This is a genomic window from Collimonas sp. NPDC087041 (assembly GCF_044745265.1).
In the GTDB taxonomy this organism is placed as follows: domain Bacteria; phylum Pseudomonadota; class Gammaproteobacteria; order Burkholderiales; family Burkholderiaceae_D; genus Collimonas.
The window spans coordinates 204266-224583 of record NZ_JBIUZX010000001.1; the positions used below are offsets into that span (position 1 = coordinate 204266).

Sequence of the window (20318 nt, forward strand, 5' to 3'; positions counted from 1 at the left end):
CGAGTTGTTGCAAAGGCATTCAAATAGCCGCATTGCGGCCGAATCGGCGTGTCAGGTCGGAATTGACGGCAAGCCGGAAGGCGGACGGTTTTGATTGTTCGCTACATTCTGTTTTTACAATTATTGTTGACTCAGTAGCAAATAACATTTGTTGTCTAGGGTATTTTTTGCAATAAAGAATGCGTGCACAGTACGCCTATCGGTTCATTGGCGCAGCCATGCCGGCATCTTCCATTCCACGCAAAGGACAACACATGAGCATCACCATTCCCCAAATCGGCCTCGGCACTTTCCGTCTGCAAGGCCAGGTCGTCATCGACTCGGTGCGCAACGGCATCGAGGTCGGCTATCGCCATATCGACACCGCGCAAATCTACGGCAATGAAGCCGAGGTCGGGCAGGCCATGGCCGACAGCGGCGTCGCCCGTGACGAATTATTCGTTACCACCAAGATCTGGATCGACAACCTGGCGCACGACAAGCTGCTGCCGAGCCTGAAGGAAAGCCTGCACAAGCTGCGTCTCGAACAGCTCGACCTGACCCTGATTCACTGGCCGTCGCCAAACGACGCGGTGGCGGTCGAGGAATACATGGCTGCGCTGGCGGAGGCCAAGGCGGCTGGGCTGACCAAGGCGATTGGCGTATCCAATTTCACCAACGCGCATTTGCAGCGTGCCATAGCGACAGTCGGCGCGGCCGAGATCGCGACCCAGCAGGTCGAGATTCATCCTTTCCTGCAGAACCGCAAGGTGGTCGAATTTGCCCGCAACCTGGGTATCCACATCACTGCGTACATGCCGCTGGCCTACGGCAAGGTGATGCAGGAGCCGGTGCTGGCGCGCATCGCTGAACGCCACCGCGTCAATCCAGCCCAGGTCGCGCTGGCATGGTCGCTGCAGCAAGGTTTTGCGGTGATTCCTTCATCGACCAAACGCGCCAACCTGGAGAGCAACCTGGATGTACGTGGAATTGTGCTGACGGCGCAAGACATGGCCGAGATCGCCACGCTGGAGCGCAACGAACGGCTCGCTAATCCAGAAGGCCTGGCGCCGCATTGGGATTGATGCCGTGCAGCCAGCGTTGCTGTCCTTGAGCGCTGGCTAAGCACCCGGTTGCGTAGCTGGAATCGCAGCCGGAATCGTCACCATAAATGTCGACGCCGGGAACCTCGGCTAAGGCACCCAATGGATTTTTCTGAACGTTTGAAATGCGGGCTGAACAGCCGTCTTTTCAATGGATCGCTTCTACGTGATCGCGATAGCCTTGCACAAAAAAACACTGACTGATGCAGGCACAGCGGTCAATACAGCGTATTCAAAACCAGCGCATCAGCAGGCACAGCCGGTCTCATGTACTTATCATGTTGTCGGCGGAGCTGGTTGATGTCGCACAGACAAATCCAAAGGACCGTTACTTCATGTTTTCCTCGCTTCGCATCCGGCTCATCGCCATTTGCCTGTCTATCGTGGTGCTCTCCATGCTGACGGTGGTGTTTGCCAATTTCATCTCCACTCGCAGTCATACGCTGGAATCCGTCAATCAGCAAACGCTGCTGCTGGCAGCCAGCCAGTCTGCCGAAATTGCCGAATGGGTACGTGAGAAAAGAACGATAGTTTCTTCAATGGGTCTTGCCGTGAATGCGTCCGACGCATTGCCTGCGATCCAGGCAGCGAAAGCGGCCGGCGGCTTCGATGACGCATACATCGGTTATTCGGATAAGCGGATCCTGTTTCTGCATGAACTGCCTCCCGGCTACGATCCGACTGCCAGGCCGTGGTTTATCAAGGCCAGCCAGGCCGGTGCGCCGGTGCTGACCTCGCCATATATTGACGCTACCACCGGCAAACTGGTCATCACCTTTGCCGAGCCGGTCAACGCAAAAAATGGCGTCAAGGCTGTTGTCGGTGCGGATGTCATCCTCGAATCGATCGTCAAAACCGTGAATTCGATCAAACCAACGTCGAACAGTTTTGCTTTCCTGGTGGATGGCGGCGGCAACCTGATCACGCATCCCGATTCGGCACTGCGCCTGAAGCCGGTATCGGAAATGGCGCCCGGGCTCTCGGCGGCCAAGCTGGCAGAGGTCGAGCAGTCGAAGACCAGCCTGGACGTGCATTTGAACGATCGCGACGGCATGCTGTTCGTCAGCAAGATAGAGGGAACGGACTGGATGCTGGCAGTTGTGCTGGATCGTTCCGATGCAACCAATGCACTGTCCAGCATGCTGACAACCTCGGCGGTGACCTCGCTGGTGATCATTCTGCTGGCGGCGCTGGCATTGACGTTGCTGCTGAATCACTCGTTGCGACGTCTGGAATTGATCCGCAATGCGATGCAGGAAATTGCCTCGGGAGATGGCGATCTGACACGCCGTCTCGATGCGCGCGGCGGCGATGAACTGTCCCAGATCGCGACCGCCTTCAATATGTTTGTCGACAAGATGGCGAACATCCTTGGCCGCATTCGCCACACCAGCGAATCGGTCAATGTGGCGTCGCGCGAGATTGCAGCCGGTAACCTGAATCTTTCCGCGCGCACCGAGCAGCAAGCCAGTTCATTGGAGCAGACCGCGGCGTCGATGGAGCAGATTACCGGCACCGTCAAGCAAAGTGCAGACAACGCGCGCCAGGCCAACCAGCTGGCGGAGTCGGCGGCGGCGGTTGCAACCCAGGGTGGCGCTGTGGTGTCGCAAGTGGTGGCGACCATGGGTTCAATCAGCAGCTCGTCAAAAAAGATTGTCGATATCATCGGGGTCATTGATGGCATCGCTTTTCAAACCAATATCCTGGCGTTGAACGCTGCAGTTGAGGCGGCCCGCGCTGGCGAGCAAGGCCGTGGCTTCGCTGTGGTTGCCAGCGAGGTGCGCAACCTGGCGCAGCGCAGCGCCACTGCGGCCAAGGAAATCAAGGGCTTGATCGGTGATTCGGTTGCCCAGGTCGAGACTGGCAGCAAGCTGGTCGGCGATGCCGGTGCGACGATGGAACAGATCGTTGACAGTGTCCGGCGCGTGACCGACATCATGGCGGAAATCTCGGCTGCCAGCCAGGAACAGACTTCCGGCATCGAGCAAATCAACCAGGCGATCACGCAGATGGATCAGGTTACCCAGCAAAATGCTGCGCTGGTGGAGCAGGCGGCTGCGGCGGCGGAATCGCTGCAGGAGCAGGCGGGAGATTTGTCGCAAATTGTTGCCGTATTCAAGCTGGATGTAGCTGTGGCTGCGGCGCCGGCCATCGCGAGCAAATCGCCGGCGGCATCACAACTGCACGTAGTCAAGGCCACGGCTGCGGAAAAGCCAGCTGCCAAGCTTGCGCCCAATACCGCAGGGAAGGGCGCGCATCAGCCGGCAGAGGCGCCGACGGCGTTGAAGGTTGCCAATGGCGGATCGACAGCAGGCGACGACTGGACGCAGTTTTAAAGACGGCCCAATGCATCCTGGGTGTTCCGCTTCTGGAATGATGCCCCATCTTGGAGCGGCAACCGGTGAAAACGGTGCAAGGGCGGCCCATGTGATGGCACCGCTTGCCGATTTTGATCAGTTGGCCAGCAAAATGTATTTCCTGTGTGAACGTATCGGCCAGATAATTCCGGATAATCGATTTTAAGAAAACGCAGTTCCCGAAAGATTGGTAAATTAGAGGCGGCTCTGGATCGGGCAGCTCAGTTGGCGCTGGGCTGTTTGCAAAAAGGATGACGCCGCTGGCAGGGCTTCATGCAATGATGACTAATTTACCGGGGATGGCTGGCATGCAAAACAAAACAGTGACATTGGCGCTGCAGGGCGGAGGATCCCACGGCGCGTTTACCTGGGGTGCACTGGATCGCCTGCTGGAAGATCCGCGCATCGATATCGAAGGCATCAGCGGCGCCAGCGCCGGTGCGATGAATGCGGTGGCGATGAGCTATGGCCTGACAATCGGCGGCCGCGATGGCGCGCGCCAGGCACTGGCTGATTTCTGGGATAGCGTCAGCACCAAGGATCTCTACAGTTTCATGCGACCGGAAGCGTTGAGCGAGGCCGGTATCGCTGCGCACGCGACATCCTCGGCGCTGCTGAAGCACATGTTCTCGGTAACCCGCATGTTTTCGCCGTACCAACTCAATCCTTTTGATCTGAATCCGTTGCGCGACATCCTCGCCAAGCAGATCGATTTCGAGCGCTTGCGCACGGAAGGCAAGGTCAAACTGTTCATCGCGGCAACCCAGGTCAGCACCGGTCGGCTGCGCATTTTCCGCAACGATGACCTGACGCAGGATGCGCTGCTGGCATCGGCCTGCCTGCCTTCGATGCATCATGCGGTGGAGATCGACGGTGAAGCGTATTGGGACGGCGGACTGACCGCCAATCCGCCAATATTTCCATTGCTGCATTTGTGTACCTCACCTGATGTGGTGGCGGTGCTGCTGCATCCGTTCCGGCGTCCATTGACGCCAACCAGCACTGACGAAATCGGTCAACGCCTGAGCGAAATCAGTTTCAGTTCGACCTTCTTTACCGAATTGGGCGGGCTGGCGCTGGCCAAGCGTGAAACGGAAGCTGATCCGCAGGCGCGCGGCAAGATGCATGAGCGCCTCAAGGAATTGAAAATCCACGTGATCGATTCGGATGCATTGATGAGCCAGTTGAGCGTCGCCAGCAAACTCAACACCAAGGCCTCATTCATCCATGCATTGCGCGATGCCGGCCGCCAGCGTGCAGACACCTGGCTGGCGGAGAAATTCACCGGCAACAAACTGCATCCGAATTTTGACCTCGCCCAATTTCTTGCCTGATTTTTCTTCCGAGTTTCTTCTCATTATGCCGATGCAGCCATCCCGTTCCGAATTCATTCCCTTGCGCGGTTTACGCTATCACGTACGTCACTGGGGCCGCGCCGGCGCGCCGAAAATTTTCATGCTGCACGGCTGGATGGATGTGGCTGCCTCGTTCCAGTTCGTAGTCGATTGCCTGCAGCAGGAGTGGCATGTGATCGCGCCCGATTGGCGCGGCTTCGGCCTGACCGAAGGGCCGCCGGTGGATACCTATTGGTTTCCCGACTATCTGGCAGATCTCGACGCGTTGCTGCAACACTATGCCGGCGACGAGACGGTGAATCTGCTCGGACACAGCATGGGTGGCTACGCGGTCGGCCTGTATGCCGGCGCTCGTCCGGAGCGGATCAAGACGCTGATCAACCTGGAGGGTTTCGGCGGCGAGCACATGGCGCCGGAATTGGCGCCGGCGCGTTATGCCAAATGGCTGGATCAGCTACGCGCGCCGGCGACCATGAACACTTATCCCGAGGTGGGCGCGGTTGCCGCGCGCCTGCAAAAAACCAACCCGCGCCTGAGCGATGAACGGGCAGCTTTCCTGGCCCGGCACTGGTCGCGCCAGAACGATGCCGGACGTTGGGAAATCCTCGGCGATCCTGCGCACAAGATCGTCAATCCGGTATTGCCGAGAATCGAAGAAATGATCGCCTGTTGGCGCTGCATCAGCGCGCCGGTGCTGTGCGTCGAAGCCTCCGAGACCAATATGTGGTTGTGGATGGGTGGCAAGGAGTCGATGCGCGGCGAAATTGACCGTCGCATTGCGTTCCTGCCGCACGCCGAAAGTGCCGTTATAGCGGATGCCGGACACATGCTGCATCACGATCAGCCCGAGGCGCTGGCGGCGCTGATCGAGCGTTTCCTGCAAGAACACGGTGGGCGCTGAGCGGGCAGTCCATCGGCCATAAAAATGTGCGTTTGCAGCATGAGAGGGCCAACGGGCGTACAATCGGGACATGACCCCTTTTTGCCTACTCTGCAGCGCGGACTAATGATGTTGAATGTTGACCTCCATTGCCACTCCAATGTTTCCGACGGCACCTTGACCCCGACGGCGGTAGCCGAGCGCGCCAAGGCCAACGGCGTCGATATCTGGGCCTTGACCGATCACGACGAAATCGACGGTATCGCCGAAGCGCGTGCGGCGGCGGCAGCGCTTGATTTGCGCTATGTGCCTGGGGTTGAAATTTCGATTACCTGGGCCAACCAGACGATTCATATTGTTGGCCTGCAAATTGATGAAACCAATCCGGAATTGGTGCAGGGCCTGGTGGCGACCCGTGGCGGCCGTGAGCGGCGCGCGCATGAAATGGCAGAGCAGTTGGCCGCTGTCGGCATTCCCGGCGCATTCGAGGGCGCCTTGAAGCATGTCGGCAATCCCGATTTGATCTCGCGCACGCATTTTGCCCGCTACCTGGTGGAAATCGGCCGTTGCGCCGACACCAGCGAAGTATTCCGCAATTTTTTGACAGAGGGCAATCCCGGCTACGTTCCGCATCGCTGGGCAACGCTGGAGCAATCGGTGCGCTGGATTCGCGGCGCCGGTGGGGTGGCGGTGGTGGCGCATCCCGGGCGCTATAAGCTGAGCGACCTGGCTTTCGACGCATTTTTCGACGAGTTCAAGCAGTTGGGTGGCGCCGCGATCGAAGTCATGACCGGCAGCCATACACCCGATCAATACGGTTATTACGCCAAGGTGGCCGCCGATTACGGCTTCCTGGCTTCGCGCGGTTCGGATTTCCACAGTCCGACCGAATCCCGGGTCGATCTTGGCGCTTTGCCGCCTCTTCCTGATAGCGTTACCCCAATCTGGCATAACTGGTAATCCCTGCTGCGATCTATGCTGATCGCCTGCCGGATTGGCCGAAAAATGGCCGAAAAATGGCCGGAATTGCTGCCTGAACTGCTTGTCCCTTGTTCCCGGTTTTCATTGAATCTCCACTGGATTTTTCCGTCGCCAGTAGCGTCCGTAGCTGCTGCGTCGCACCATAGTTACCGCCTTTGCATGTCTATGATTCTGTACTACATTGAAATGGAGTCTGTAGCGTAAGTGCCCGGTGCCGTGACTACGCGCCGCGGTATTGTTTATGCGGCGCCAAGGCAGGGTGGGGCGCTTGGCGACAGGCCTTTCGATGCGACGGTGTCGGCTTTTATCGGATGCCGCGAGAACGCGTCGGGAATGTTGTTGAGCGTTAGCGCTTTTCAGGAGGTCGTCATGGAACTTCACATGCATTCGCATCACTGGGAGCATCGCCTGCCGAACTGGCCGGCGGCGGCCGTCGCCGGTTTTGCCGCAGGTGCAGTGCTGATGGTGCTGGAGCTGTTCTGGTCAACCATGGTGACGGACGTCAGCCCATGGACCACTTCACGCATGGTCGCTTCCATCGTTATTAGCCCCGACACCATGCAGACCAGCGACTTCAGCGTCGGCGTAGTTGCGGTGGCGATGGCCACGCACTATGTGCTGGGGATCGTCCTCGGCCTGATCCTGGCTGCCATCATCGCGCCTTTCCACTTCGATTCCAGCATCGGCATGGTGCTGTTGACCGGCGCAGTGTTCGGCCTGGTCGTCTATCTGTTCAATTTTTACGGCATGGCCCGCTTCTTCTCATGGTTTGACGACATGCGCGGATGGTCAACCCTGGTTGCGCATCTGATCTTCGGCATGTCGGCGGCGATCATTTACTGGAAGCTGGAGCGCCCGATAAAGGAATAACGGCAAGGGCTTCTTGTGCGTGCGTGACGGCGGATCGGAATTGACATCTTATTCGCCGGCATCGTGCATCGCTAGCAAGAGCGGCGCCGGGTTCGGGTTTGTTGCCGTTCATTTTCTGTTTGCAGCGTTCAGAGAATAGTCTTCATTGCTTCTATGTCACTTCGGCGGATCTGGTCCGCAGGAGAGAGGATAGCTATGGCCATGGCAGCTGCACTCGTCCTGATCGTCTTCGCCTCGGTGCTGTTTCATTTCGTCAGCCCCTGGTGGGCCACACCGCTGGCGTCGAACTGGCGGCAGATGGACGATACGCTGACCATCACTTTCATCATCACCGGCATCTTCTTCGTTCTGATCAACCTGTTCCTGGTCTATACGTTGCTGCGCTTTCGCCATCGCGAAGGCCGAATTGCCGCTTATGCCCCCGAAAACAAGCGGCTGGAACGCTGGCTGATCATCGCCACCAGCGTCGCCATCATGGGCTTGTTGGCGCCCGGGCTGTTCGTGTATGCCGCCTATGTCACGACGCCAGCCAATGCATTGCAGGTGGAAGTGGTCGGCCAGCAATGGCAATGGCGTTTCCGTTATCCCGGGGCAGGCGGCAAGCTGGGCCGCAGCAGCATCGACCTGGTCAGTGCCGCCAATCCGTTTGGCCTCGATCCGGCCGATCCGTCCGGGCAAGACAATATCCTGGTCAACAACAATGAAATGCATCTGCCGCTGAACAAGCCGGTCAAGATGTTGCTGCGCTCCCAGGACGTACTCCATGATTTTTTCGTGCCGCCGTTCCGCGCACGGATGAACATGGTGCCGGGGATGGTGACGTCGTTCTGGTTCACGCCGGACAAGGCAGGGCGCTACGAAGTCCTGTGCGCGCAGTTGTGTGGCGTCGGGCACTCGGGCATGCGCGGCTATGTGGTGGTGGAAGATGAGGCCAGTTTCCAGCATTGGTTGAAGGCGCAGCCGACCTTTGCGCAGACGATGGCGCCGGCGCCGGCAACTGGCGCGGTCGCGGCGGCAACAACTGCGGTAGCGGCCGCGGCTGCGATTGTCGGGAATGGCGAAAGTGGCGCGAACGCCGACGCCATGGTGGCGCAGGGCAAGGCGCTGTCTGAATCGAAAGCCTGCGTTGCCTGTCATACGGTGGATGGCAGCCCGCGCGTCGGGCCGACCTGGAAAGGGTTGTTCGGCAAGACCGAAACCATGGAAAACGGCAGTACGGCGCAGGTCGATGAGACCTACCTGAAGAATTTCATCCGTAATCCGCAGGCCCGCGTGGTCAAGGGATTTACGCCGATGATGCCGAAGATAGAAATGACCGATGCTGAATTGGAGGCTCTGGTTGCGTATATCAAATCGATTGGCGTGCCGCCACCGGCGGCGCCAAAGCAGCAGGCGCAGCAATGAACGCTCTCACCGAGGAACGCCATGGCCTACACTGACGACAGCACCCACGATAGCCACGATAATCACGATCGCGGGCCGCAAAGCTTCTTCCTGAAATACGTCTGGAGCCAGGACCACAAGGTGATTGCGATCCAGTACGCCAGCGTTGCCATCATGGCCGGGCTGGTCGGTGTCGGACTGTCGAACCTGATGCGCTTGCAACTGGGCTTCCCCGGAAAATTCGCCTTTATCGACGCGCCGCATTACTACCAGTTCATGACGATGCACGGCATGATCATGGTGATTTACCTGCTCACCGCGCTGTTCCTGGGTGGCTTCGGCAACTACCTGATTCCGTTGATGGTCGGCGCGCGCGACATGGTTTTTCCCTACCTGAACATGCTCAGTTTCTGGGTTTATTTCCTCTCGGTGATCGTGCTGATGGCGAGCTTTTTCGTTCCCGGCGGCCCGACCGGCGCCGGCTGGACACTGTATCCGCCGCAGGCGATCCTGCCCGGCACGCCGGGCTACGAGTGGGGCATCATCCTGATGCTGGTGTCGCTGCTGATCTTCATCGTCGCCGCTACCATGGGCGGCCTGAATTATGTCACCACAGTGCTGCAGGCCCGCACTGAAGGCATGACCTTGCTGCGCATGCCGTTGACCGTGTGGGGCATCTTCGTGGCCACCATCCTGGCGTTGCTGGCGTTCCCGGCACTGTTCGTGAGCGGCGTGATGATGCTGCTGGATCGTACGCTGGGCACCAGTTTTTTCATGCCGTCGCTGGTGTCGATGGGACAGATCAGCGGCTACAAAGGCGGTAGTCCGCTGCTGTTCCAGCACCTGTTCTGGTTCTTCGGCCATCCCGAGGTGTATATCGTGGCGCTGCCGGCGTTCGGCATCGTCTCGGACCTGATCAGCGTACATGCGCGCAAGAGCATTTTTGGCTACCGCACCATGGTGTATGCGATCCTGGCTATCGGCGTGCTGAGCGTGGTGGTGTGGGCGCATCACATGTTCGTCAGCGGCATGAATCCGTATTTCGGTTTCTTCTTCGCCACCACCACCCTGATCATTGCGGTGCCGACCGCCATCAAGGTCTACAACTGGCTGCTGACCTTGTGGCAGGGTGATATCCACCTGTCGGTGCCGATGCTGTTCGCGCTGGGCTTCATCAGCACCTTCCTGATCGGCGGCCTGACCGGGCTGTTCCTTGGCAATGTCAGCGTTGATATTCCTCTTTCCAATACTTATTTTGTGGTCGCGCATTTCCATATGGTGATGGGCGTATCGCCGCTGCTGGTGGTGTTTGGCGGTATCTATCACTGGTATCCGAAGATCACCGGCCGCATGCTCAATGAAACCCTGGGAAAATTGCATTTCTGGGTGACCTTCCTCGGCACCTACGCGATCTTCTTTCCGATGCATTATCTGGGCATCCTCGGCATGCCGCGCCGCTATTACGTTTTCGAGGGCTATAAATTCATCCCGCAGTCGGCGCAGACGTTGAACGCCTTCATCACGGTGGTGGCGCTGATCGTGGCGACGGTGCAACTGACCTTCATCTTCAACCTGGTGTGGAGCGTGTTCCGCGGCAAGCGCGCCGATCCGAACCCGTGGCGCGCCGCTTCGCTGGAGTGGCAAACGCCGTCGACGCCGCCTGCGCATGGCAACTGGGGCCCGCATTTGCCGGTGGTCTATCGCGGCGCCTATACCTACAGCGTGCCTGGCGCAGAGCAGGATTTCATCGCGCAAAATGCGCCACCGGTGGCAGGGGATGCCGAGTCGCGCATCGGTAAGGAGGCATTGGCATGAACCAGGCAGCGATCTTGAAAGTGCCGGCGGTCGGTTACGGAAAATCCGGCCCCGGGTTCCAGGGCGACCGCCGCGGCGCCGCCATCAGCGTCGCCTTGTGGCTGTTCATCGGCGTGGCGACGGCGCTGTTCCTGCTGTTTATCGCCGCCTATGTGATGCGGATGGACGCCAGCGACTGGTCGCCGCTGGCCATGCCATGGCAGTTATGGCTGAGCAGCGCGCTGCTGGCGTTAGCGAGTGTGCTGCTGCAACTTGCCGCCAGGGCGTCTTCGGTGCTGCTATTGCAGCGTGCGCGCGCACGTTTGCTGGCTGCCGGTATTTGCGGCTGCGCTTTCCTGGTCGTGCAATGGTGGGGCTGGCTGGCATTACAGGCGATACATGTCAGCGCCACCGGTAATCCGGCCGGCAGCTTCTTCTATCTGTTGACGGCCATGCACGGTTTGCATGTGGCGGGTGGGCTGGTGGCGTGGGGTATCACTGCCGCAGGCGCCAGACGCCAGGATGCCGGCCGCCTGACCTGGCAGATCCGCCTGTGCGCCCGTTACTGGCATTTCCTGTTGGCGGTCTGGCTCTTGCTGTTTGCCGTGCTCGGCTGGCTGACGCCTGAAGTGGTGCGCATGGTCTGCGGTGTTCGCTGAGCCGCAAAAGGAGTAAATATGAGTACCGTCTCTTCCGCACCGCCATCCGGCCAGGTCCCGGGACGCTGGCGTCAACTGGTGGCCGATTGGTCGTCGGACCGGCAGGCTTTCCAGGTGTCGTGGGGCAAGGCGATGATGTGGATTTTCCTGCTGTCCGATACTTTCATCTTCAGCTGTTTCCTGACCGGTTACATGACGGTGCGAATATCGAGCACTGTGCCGTGGCCGAATCCGAGCCTGGTATTCAGCCTCAAGATCGGTACGGCCGAGGTGCCGCTGCTGCTGATCGCCATCATGACTTTCGTCCTTATCAGCAGTAGCGGCACGATGGCGATGGCAGTCAATTTTGCGTATCGCCGCGAGCGTGTGCGTGCGGCGATACTGATGCTGGTCACCGCCGGTTTCGGTGTCGCCTTTGTCAGCATGCAGGTGTTTGAATGGAGCAAGCTGATTTTGCAGGAGGGCGTACGTCCTTGGGGCAATCCGATGGGCGCGGCGCAATTTGGCTCGACCTTTTTCATGATCACCGGCTTTCACGGCCTGCACGTCAGCGCCGGCGTGATTTACCTGGTGACGGTTGCAGTCCGCCTGCTGCGCGGTCGCTATGAGAAAAGCGGCAATTACCAGATCGTTGAAATCGCCGGCCTGTACTGGCACTTCGTCGACCTGGTCTGGGTCTTCATTTTTGCGCTGTTCTATCTTTGGTAGGTGCCGCCATGACTTCCACCACCGGGCAACAACATCCGATCAGCCTCTACCTGAAGATATGGGGCTTGCTGTTTGTACTCAGTACGCTGTCGTATCTGGTCGATTATTTCAATTTTCACAGCTACCTGCGCTGGACCTTGATCATCGTCCTGATGCTGATGAAGGCCGGGCTGATTGTCGCCTTCTTCATGCACATGGCATGGGAGCGTTTGGCGCTGGTGTGCGCGATCTTGTTGCCGCCACTGTGCCTGTTGGTGCTGGTAGGGCTGATGGCGACCGAGGCCGATTACACCTTCGTCACCCGCTTGCTGTTTTTCCGTTGACGGACGATCAAGCCAATAGTGCCCAGGCAGCCAGCGCCGACAAAATCAGGAACGGAAACGAGTACAGATGGAAGCGCAGCCACAGATGACGCTCCGGCGCCATGCGCAACGCGATGATGTTGGCCAGCGAACCGATGGCCAGGCCAAAGCCGCCGGCATTGACGCCGTAGGCTATTACTTTGTAGGCCGTTGAATAATTCACCAGCAGGATCGTGGCCGGCACGTTGCTGATGACTTGCGAGCCTAGCATCGCCGCGACGAGCAACTCAATTTGCGAAAAATGCGGGATTGCAGCAACCCAGGACTGGATGAAATGCAATTGGGTGAGCAGTTGGATGTCAATGAACATCAGGATGAAAACCAGGATCAGGCTCCAGTCGACTTTTGCAATGACTTCCCGGCAGAACAGCGCCGCAGCGGCCGCAACGCACAGCAGGCCCCAGCCGGGGTAGCCGAGTTCCACGGTCGCGAGGAAAGCCAAGTAAAGCACGGCGCAGGTCCGTAGCAGGCCAACGCGATAGGAGGCCGGATTGTCCTCCAGTTCGGCATGGATGGTTTGCTTGGGGAAGCAGAGCCAGGTCGCGACCAGCAACATCAGGAAAATCGCCAGCGCAAGCGGCGCCATTTGCCAGGTGAATGCACCAAACGACAAGTGCGAGCGTTGCCACAGCAGGATGTTTTGTGGATTGCCGATAGGCGTCAGCATGGAGCCGGCATTGACCGCCAGCGCTTCAAAGATGACCAGCCGGCCGATCGGCAAGTTGCCTATGCCGCGCAGGCCTACCGTCAGCGGCACCATGACAAACAGCGCGATGTCGTTGGTCAGGAAGGTCGACAATAACGCCGCGGCTGACACCAGGAAAAACGCCAGCGCGCGTTCGTTGCGCAGCCGGTTGATGATCGCCCGGCCCAGATGCTCCAGGTAACCGCTGGCTTCTATGCCGGTGGTCAGCAGCAGCATGCCTGCCAGGGTGGCGATAGTGTGCCAGTCGACCCAGCTCCGGTAATCGGCAATCGGGTGCGGCGACAGAACTGAAAGTGCGATTGCTGCAATCAGCAGCAGGTGCATCAGGCGGTCGCGCAGGAACGGGCGGCAGATATCGTGGATGAAAGACTTGGAGGACGTTGCGTGGGTAATTTCTGACATGAATCTTCTGCATTTTTGTTTATTATTCGGATAATACGTGAGCGCTAGCGTTCTCTACGAGAATATTGTGAAAGTGCTTCGTTTTTCCGCGCCGACAGTCTGGCATAATTGCCGCTCTCACTCTTGAAATCTGCGTCTCCGACCTTATCTTCAAGGCAATTCTTTTTCGATTGGAGCTTTCCGCATGAAACGTATTTTCCTGTTCCTCGCTACCAACATCGCAGTGATGGTTGTGATGAGCATCGTTCTGTCGTTGCTGGGCGTGGACCGCTTTCTGACGCGCAGTGGCCTGAACCTGCCGATGCTGATGGTGTTCTCGCTGGTGGTCGGTTTTACCGGCTCGATTTTCTCACTGTTGATCAGTAAACAAATGGCTAAATGGTCGACCGGTGCACGTGTGATCACGACGCCGTCCAATTCGACCGAATTGTGGCTGGTCGATACCGTCGGCAAACTGGCGCAGCGCGCCGGTATCGGCATGCCAGAGGTGGCAGTGTATCAGGGCGACGCCAATGCGTTCGCTACCGGCGCCTTCAAGAACTCCGCGCTGGTGGCCGTTTCCACCGGTCTGCTCGAGAGCATGACCAAGGAAGAGGTTGAGGCTGTGCTGGGCCATGAAATCGCCCATATTGCCAATGGCGACATGGTGACCATGACCTTGATCCAAGGCGTGGTGAATACTTTCGTGGTGTTCCTGTCGCGCGTGATCGGTTATGCTGTCGATCGCGCATTGTCGCGCGGCAATAACGATGGCCCTGGCATCGGCTATATGGCCACTGTGCTGGTGTCGCAGATTGTGCTGGGTATCGGCGCCTCGCTGATCGTGGCCTGGTTCTCGCGCCATCGCGAATTCCGCGCCGACGCCGGTTCGGCCAAGTTGCTGGGCAGCGCGTTGCCGATGCAACATGCGTTGGCGCGCCTGGGTGGAATCGAACCAGCCACGTTGCCGGAATCGATGGCCGCACTCGGGATCAACGACAAGCCTGGTTTCATGTCGCTGTTTTCCAGCCATCCGCCGATCGAGCAGCGTATTGCCGCTTTGCGTAATCCGCAGGTCACCGCGCTGTAATAAATCGGTCGCCAGAGCGTATCAAGGCGGCGGTAGCCTAGGGGCTATCGCCGTTTTTCATTTTTTGAACGATTTTTGAACGATTGTGAATGCCTGAACCATGAGCCAATTTTTTCAAATCCATCCGGATAATCCGCAGCTGCGCCTGATCAAGCAGGCGGTGCAAATCATCCAGTCCGGCGGTATTGTCGCCTTGCCTACCGATTGTTGTTACGCGCTGGTCTGTCAGCTGGACAACAAGGATGCGGTGGAGCGGGTACGCCGTATCCGCGGTGTCGACGACAAGCATCACTTGACCATGATGTGCCGCGATCTGAGCGATATTTCGTTGTACGCCAAGGTCGACAACCGCCAGTTCCGCCTGTTGAAGAGCGCCACGCCGGGTGCTTTCACCTTCATTCTCGAAGCCACCAAGGAAGTGCCGCGCCGCCTCAGCCATCCGGCGCGCAAGACCATCGGCTTGCGGGTGCCCGAGCACAGCATCGTGCAAGCGCTGCTGGAGGAGCTTGGGCAGCCATTGATCGGCACCACGCTGATCATGCCTGGCGAAGGCGAGGCGCTGACCGATCCGGAAGAAGTGCGCGACCGGTTGGAAAAGCAGATCGATCTGGTGATTGACGGCGGCGCCTGCAGCCTGGATCCAACCACTGTGATTGACCTGACCGACGACGAACCGCAACTGATACGCCAGGGGCGTGGCGACGCCGGCTTGTTCGGCTTGTGATCCTGGCGCTGGCGTGCCGCTGCTAGCGTCGGTGTTTATTTTTTGTAATTTTTCTCGACGCTGCAATCCCGCCGCAACGCCGGCAATGCTTGCCGCGCTTCATCCAGGTTAGGGGCGTTGCGGACGGCGCCCCGGTTATTTGCGACGCATTGCGTCAACCCCTCTGATAGAATCCCGCCCATGAATGATCTTATCCAAACCGTTGCAGTGTATGCGCTGCCTGTGCTGTTCGCGATTACGCTGCACGAAGCCGCCCATGCCTACGCCGCCAAGTATTTTGGCGACTCTACCGCCTACATGATGGGGCGTATGAGCCTCAATCCGATCAAGCATATCGATCCGTTCGGCACCATCCTGATCCCGATCCTGCTGTATTTCTCGACCGGCGGCGCCTTCCTGTTCGGCTATGCGAAGCCGGTGCCGATCAATTTCGGCCAACTGCGCAAGCCTAAACGCGACATGGCCTGGGTAGCGTTGGCGGGGCCTGCAGCCAATTTCGTGATGGCGCTGATGTGGATGCTGGTGTTGATCGCGCTGGCGGTATTCCGGGTCGAAGAGGATTTCTTCGCCCTGATGGCGCGCGCCGGCATCCTGACCAACCTGGTAATGTTCGCCTTCAACCTGTTCCCGATTCCGCCGCTCGACGGCGGCCGTATCCTGACCAGCCTGCTGCCGAATAAATACGCCTACAAGTTCGCGCAGATCGAGCCCTACGGTTTCTTTATCGTGATGGCGCTGGTGCTGCTGAAGGTATTATATTTCTGGATGACCCCGGTCATGACGATTGCCCAGACCGCCTTGCAGTGGATCGTCTCGCCGTTGCTGCTGCTTTTGCGTTGATGTTTCGCCGCCGTTTCATTGGCCATGCATCGATTTTCCTTACCTGATTTGACCTTGACCATCTATGTATCCTGATCGCGTTGTTTCCGGCATGCGCCCCACTGGTGCGCTGCATCTTGGCCACTATCACGGCGCCCTCAAGAACTGGGTTCGGCTGCAATCCGAACTGCCATGCCTGTTCTTCGTCGCCGACTGGCACGCGCTGACCACCCATTACGACGATCCGAGCGTCATCGAGACCAGCACCTGGGAGATGTTGATCGACTGGCTGGCAGCCGGCGTCGATCCGTCGCAGGCAACCTTGTTTATCCAGTCCAAAGTGCCGGAGCACGCCGAATTGCACCTGCTGCTGTCGATGGCGACGCCGCTCGGCTGGCTGGAGCGGGTGCCGACCTACAAGGATCAGCAGGAAAAACTCAGCGACCGCGACCTGGCCACCTACGGCTTCCTCGGCTATCCGCTGCTGCAAGCGGCCGACGTGCTGATTTACCGGGCCAGTCAGGTGCCGGTTGGCGACGATCAAGTACCGCATATCGAGATGATGCGCGAGATCGCGCGGCGTTTTAATCATTTGTACGGCAAGGAAAAGGGCTTTGAAGAGAAGGCCCAGGATGCCGTCAAGAAGCTCGGCAGCAAGCGCGCCAAGCTCTACAACGAATTGCGCACCGAATTCCAGCAGCAGGGTAGCGAGAACGCGCTGGAGCAGGCCAAGGCGATGCTGGACGATGCCCAGAACCTGTCGATGATCGACCGCGAGCGCCTGTTCGGTTTCCTGGAGGGCAGTCGCAAGCTGATCCTGTCGGAACCGCAGGCGCTGCTGACGGAAGCATCGCGCCTGCCGGGGCTGGATGGACAAAAGATGTCGAAGAGCTATGGCAACGCCATTGCGCTGCGCGAGGACAAGGATGTGGTCAGCAAGAAAGTACGCACCATGCCTACCGATCCGGCGCGCGTGCGACGCACCGATCCGGGCAATCCCGACAAGTGTCCGGTCTGGCAATTCCATGTGGTGTATTCCGACGATGCCACCAGGACCTGGGCCGACAAGGGCTGCCGCAGCGCCGGCATTGGTTGTCTTGAGTGCAAGCAGCCGGTGATCGACGCCATCATCCGGGAGCAGGAGCCGATGCACGAGCGTGCCCAGCAGTATCTGGACGATCCGTCGCTGGTGCGGGCGATTGTCGCGGACGGTTGCGACCATGCGCGCAAACTGGCGCAGGATACGATGCGCGACGTGCGCGAAGCGATGGGCTTGGGCTACGCCTGAGCGCGGCCCTGTGATTGATCAAGCCCAGATGCAGCCAAGCCAGTTCAACCAGCAGGCATTGACCGACGCAGCGTCGCCGTGGATCAGCCGCTTCGGCGGCCTGCTGCCCGCTGGTGGCCGGGTGCTGGACCTGGCTTGCGGCACTGGCCGCCATGCGCTCTGGTTGGCCGCCCACGGGCTGGATGTGCTGGCGGTAGACCGCAATCCGGCGCCGTTGGCAGAACTGGCGGCCGCAGGCTTCGCCACGCGCCAGATCGATCTTGAAGCTGGCCCTTCAGCTGCGCTGGAAGAGCTGTTCCAGCCAGGGCAATTCGCTGGCGTGGTCGTTACCAATTATCTGCATCGCCCGCTGTTTCCTCTCATATTGCGCAGTATCGCAGAGCAGGGCGTGCTACTTTATGAAACGTTTGCCATCGGAAATGAGCAATTTGGCAAGCCATCCAACCCCGATTTTTTGCTGAAGCCAGCCGAATTGTTGGCATTGCTGGCCGCCGATGAGGACGGCTCCTGGCATGTGCTGGCCTTTGAAGATGGCTACGTAGAGCAGCCGAAACCGGCCATGGTGCAGCGGATTTGCGCGGTCAAGGGTGCTGGGAACTCGGCTTCCGCTTTGCGGATCGGCTGATGCTTTCAGCTTTTACGGCGGAAAGTTGACTTGTGGAAATTGTATTTGTAACTTGATTTACAAGTGGAATTTACCCATAGCCACGGCTATCCGCTACAATCAGTCTTTTATTTTTTCGCATTTACCATCATGATCCAGGGCAGCATTGTTGCAATCGTTACTCCCATGCACACCGACGGCAGTCTCGACTTGCCGGGTTTGCGGAAACTGATCGACTGGCATATCGCAGAAGGAACTGATGCGATCGTTATCGTCGGTACTTCAGGCGAGTCGCCGACCGTCTCGGTGGATGAGCACTGCGCGCTGATCAAACTGGCGGTAGACCATGCCGCCAAACGGATTCCAATCATCGCCGGCACCGGCGGCAATTCCACGGCAGAAGCGATCGAACTGACTCGCTTCGCCAAGGAAGCCGGCGCCGACGCTTCGCTGCAAGTCGTGCCTTACTACAATCGGCCGACCCAGGAAGGCATGTACCAGCATTTCAAGAAGATCGCTGAAGCGGTTGACCTGCCGGTGATTCTGTACAATGTGCCGGGCCGTACCGTAGCCGACATGAGCAACGAAACCATCCTGCGCCTGGCGCAGGTGCCGGGAATCATCGGCGTCAAGGATGCGACCGGCAATATCGCCCGCGGCTCCGACCTGATCCGCCTGGCGCCAAAGGGTTTTGCGGTTTACTCAGGCGACGATGCGACTGCAATGGCGTTGATGTTCTGCGGCGGCAAGGGCAATATCTCCGTGACCGCCAATGTGGCGCCGCGCGACATGCATCTGCTGTGCGTCGCTGCAATGGACGGCAACGTCGCCGAGGCAGTCAAACTCAACAACAAGCTGCTGCCTTTGCATAACAAGCTGTTTGTCGAACCGAATCCGCTGCCCGTGAAATGGGCGTTGACCGAAATGGGACTGATGGCGGATGGTATCCGTTTGCCGCTGGTGCCGTTGTCTGCCGAGTATCATGCGACGGTGCGTGAGGCGCTGCGTGAATCTGGTGTATTAAAATAAGCTGCGCTGACAGGCGTTTCCAATTTCCTTCGTCTCTTTGATCCTGTATCCACATGACTATTCGCAAGAACATTCCATCGACTCAATTCAGTCTTACACAACGTGGCGTTGTTATCGCTTTGGCGCTGGCCGGTCTGGCAGGATGCAGCTCGATCAGTTCAGTCCTCGAGCCGAATAGCATCGATTACAAAAGTGCCGGCAAGGTGACAACACCGAAGCTGGATGTGCCGCCAGATCTGACTCAGTTGCAACGTGAAAACCGCTACGCGATTCCTGATGCGACGCAAGGTACGGCAACCGCATCCGGCTACACTCTGGAGCAGGGCGCGCGCCCTGCTGCGGCAGCTGCGGCGATTGCTCCGAACGCAGCACCTGACATGCACATCGAACGCGATGGCTCGCAGCGCTGGCTGGTGGTCAACGCTACCCCTGAAAGCCTGTGGCCAAAGGTCAAGGATTTCTGGCAGGATTCCGGCTTCCTGATCAATATCGAGAATTCGGAAACCGGCGTGATGGAAACCGACTGGGCTGAAAATCGCGCCAAGATCCCACAAGATTTCGTCCGCAACACGCTCGGCAAGGTATTCGATTCAATCTACTCGACCGGTGAGCGCGACAAGTTCCGTACCCGCCTCGAGCGCGGTCCGAACGGCACTACAGAAATCTACATCAGCCATCGCGGCGCGGAAGAAGTGTTGTCCGGCGCGCAAAAAGAATCCAGCATCTGGACTGCACGTCCTGCCGATCCACAACTGGAAGCCGAATTCCTGTCGCGCCTGATGGGCCGCCTGGGAGCTGACGAAGTGAAAGCCAAGGCAGCGGTTGCCAATGCGCCATCGATGCAGGCACGTTCCAAGCTGGTGAAGAATGGCGCCGGTGATTTTGTCCAGGTTGATGAGGGTTTCGACCGCGCATGGCGCCGTGTCGGCCTGGCGCTGGATCGTGTCGGCTTCACGGTTGAAGACCGCGATCGCACCAAGGGCTTGTATTTCGTGCGTTACGTTGATCAGGATGCGGACGCCAAGGACAAGAAATCGGAGAAGGGTTTCTTCTCGCGACTGTTCAGTGGCTCGGATAGCGACAAGGCAAAGAATGCCGCCAGCTATCGCATTTTCGTGAAGGGTGCCGAGTCCGGCAGCCAGAGCCAGGTTCTCGTGTTGAACAAGGATGGCAATCCAGAGTTGTCGAAGACCTCCGACAAGATCCTGGCCCTGCTGAACGAGCAACTGAAGTAAGTTGTTGATCG

The 20318-nt window shown here is 58.6% G+C and carries 20 protein-coding genes; 19 read left to right on the forward strand and 1 reads right to left on the reverse strand.

Annotated features, from left to right (window positions below):
• Positions 1-254: 254 nt before the first annotated feature.
• The 12 genes from dkgB to ACIPF8_RS00990 all read left to right on the forward strand — a co-directional run bounded on the left by dkgB (position 255) and on the right by ACIPF8_RS00990 (position 12392).
• On the forward strand, positions 255-1064 hold the full coding sequence (gene dkgB / locus ACIPF8_RS00935; protein WP_400416561.1) for a 2,5-didehydrogluconate reductase DkgB: 810 nt from the start codon (positions 255-257) through the stop codon (positions 1062-1064).
• A 353-nt stretch (positions 1065-1417) separates the two neighbouring features.
• Positions 1418-3418 carry a methyl-accepting chemotaxis protein gene (locus tag ACIPF8_RS00940; protein WP_400416563.1) on the forward strand — a complete coding sequence of 667 codons (2001 nt, stop codon included), beginning with the start codon at positions 1418-1420 and terminating at the stop codon, positions 3416-3418.
• Positions 3419-3455: 37 nt separating this feature from the next.
• The gene (locus tag ACIPF8_RS00945) at positions 3456-3605 is read left to right on the forward strand and encodes a hypothetical protein (protein WP_400416564.1); all 150 of its coding nucleotides are present in this window, start codon (positions 3456-3458) and stop codon (positions 3603-3605) included.
• Positions 3606-3747: 142 nt separating this feature from the next.
• Positions 3748-4773 carry a patatin-like phospholipase family protein gene (locus ACIPF8_RS00950; RefSeq protein ID WP_400416565.1) on the forward strand — a complete coding sequence of 342 codons (1026 nt, stop codon included), beginning with the start codon at positions 3748-3750 and terminating at the stop codon, positions 4771-4773.
• A gap of 31 nt (positions 4774-4804) precedes the next feature.
• A complete protein-coding gene (locus tag ACIPF8_RS00955; RefSeq protein ID WP_400416567.1) occupies positions 4805-5695 on the forward strand; it encodes an alpha/beta fold hydrolase in 891 nt (296 codons plus the stop codon).
• 108 nt (positions 5696-5803) lie between these two features.
• The gene (locus ACIPF8_RS00960; RefSeq protein ID WP_400417004.1) at positions 5804-6634 is read left to right on the forward strand and encodes a 3',5'-nucleoside bisphosphate phosphatase; all 831 of its coding nucleotides are present in this window, start codon (positions 5804-5806) and stop codon (positions 6632-6634) included.
• A 390-nt stretch (positions 6635-7024) separates the two neighbouring features.
• On the forward strand, positions 7025-7525 hold the full coding sequence (locus ACIPF8_RS00965) for a hypothetical protein (protein ID WP_400416569.1): 501 nt from the start codon (positions 7025-7027) through the stop codon (positions 7523-7525).
• A gap of 195 nt (positions 7526-7720) precedes the next feature.
• Complete coding sequence (locus ACIPF8_RS00970) at positions 7721-8929, forward strand: c-type cytochrome (protein ID WP_400416570.1); 1209 nt, start codon at positions 7721-7723, stop codon at positions 8927-8929.
• 21 nt (positions 8930-8950) lie between these two features.
• Positions 8951-10723, forward strand: coding sequence for a cytochrome c oxidase subunit I (ctaD, locus tag ACIPF8_RS00975; RefSeq protein WP_400416571.1), 1773 nt, complete (start codon positions 8951-8953; stop codon positions 10721-10723).
• Positions 10720-11361 carry a bb3-type cytochrome oxidase subunit III gene (locus tag ACIPF8_RS00980; protein ID WP_400416573.1) on the forward strand — a complete coding sequence of 214 codons (642 nt, stop codon included), beginning with the start codon at positions 10720-10722 and terminating at the stop codon, positions 11359-11361. The genes ctaD and ACIPF8_RS00980 overlap by 4 nt, the downstream gene beginning before the upstream one ends.
• 18 nt (positions 11362-11379) lie before the next feature.
• Positions 11380-12069 carry a heme-copper oxidase subunit III family protein gene (locus ACIPF8_RS00985; protein WP_400416574.1) on the forward strand — a complete coding sequence of 230 codons (690 nt, stop codon included), beginning with the start codon at positions 11380-11382 and terminating at the stop codon, positions 12067-12069.
• 8 nt (positions 12070-12077) lie between these two features.
• Positions 12078-12392: a cytochrome C oxidase subunit IV family protein gene (locus ACIPF8_RS00990; protein WP_400416576.1), complete on the forward strand. Its 315-nt coding sequence runs from the start codon at positions 12078-12080 to the stop codon at positions 12390-12392.
• 7 nt (positions 12393-12399) lie between these two features.
• Here ACIPF8_RS00990 and ACIPF8_RS00995 read toward each other — a convergent pair whose 3' ends face one another.
• Positions 12400-13539 (reverse strand): SLC13 family permease, encoded by a 1140-nt coding sequence (locus ACIPF8_RS00995; RefSeq protein ID WP_400416577.1) that lies wholly within the window; start codon positions 13537-13539, stop codon positions 12400-12402.
• A 184-nt stretch (positions 13540-13723) separates the two neighbouring features.
• On the opposite strand from ACIPF8_RS00995, the gene htpX reads away from it, so the two are divergent.
• From htpX to bamC, 7 genes are all read left to right on the forward strand, one after another.
• Positions 13724-14608 (forward strand): protease HtpX, encoded by an 885-nt coding sequence (gene htpX / locus ACIPF8_RS01000; protein ID WP_400416579.1) that lies wholly within the window; start codon positions 13724-13726, stop codon positions 14606-14608.
• 100 nt (positions 14609-14708) lie between these two features.
• A complete protein-coding gene (locus tag ACIPF8_RS01005) occupies positions 14709-15332 on the forward strand; it encodes an L-threonylcarbamoyladenylate synthase (protein WP_400416580.1) in 624 nt (207 codons plus the stop codon).
• Between the two features lie 180 nt (positions 15333-15512).
• Positions 15513-16172, forward strand: a complete 660-nt coding sequence (locus ACIPF8_RS01010; protein ID WP_400416582.1) for a site-2 protease family protein — start codon at positions 15513-15515, stop codon at positions 16170-16172.
• Between the two features lie 64 nt (positions 16173-16236).
• The gene (locus ACIPF8_RS01015) at positions 16237-17439 is read left to right on the forward strand and encodes a tryptophan--tRNA ligase (RefSeq protein WP_400416584.1); all 1203 of its coding nucleotides are present in this window, start codon (positions 16237-16239) and stop codon (positions 17437-17439) included.
• 10 nt (positions 17440-17449) lie between these two features.
• Positions 17450-18064, forward strand: a complete 615-nt coding sequence (locus ACIPF8_RS01020) for a class I SAM-dependent methyltransferase (RefSeq protein WP_400416585.1) — start codon at positions 17450-17452, stop codon at positions 18062-18064.
• A 129-nt stretch (positions 18065-18193) separates the two neighbouring features.
• Positions 18194-19072 carry a 4-hydroxy-tetrahydrodipicolinate synthase gene (gene dapA, locus ACIPF8_RS01025; protein WP_400417005.1) on the forward strand — a complete coding sequence of 293 codons (879 nt, stop codon included), beginning with the start codon at positions 18194-18196 and terminating at the stop codon, positions 19070-19072.
• A gap of 53 nt (positions 19073-19125) precedes the next feature.
• Positions 19126-20307, forward strand: a complete 1182-nt coding sequence (gene bamC / locus ACIPF8_RS01030; RefSeq protein ID WP_400416586.1) for an outer membrane protein assembly factor BamC — start codon at positions 19126-19128, stop codon at positions 20305-20307.
• Positions 20308-20318: the final 11 nt, after the last annotated feature.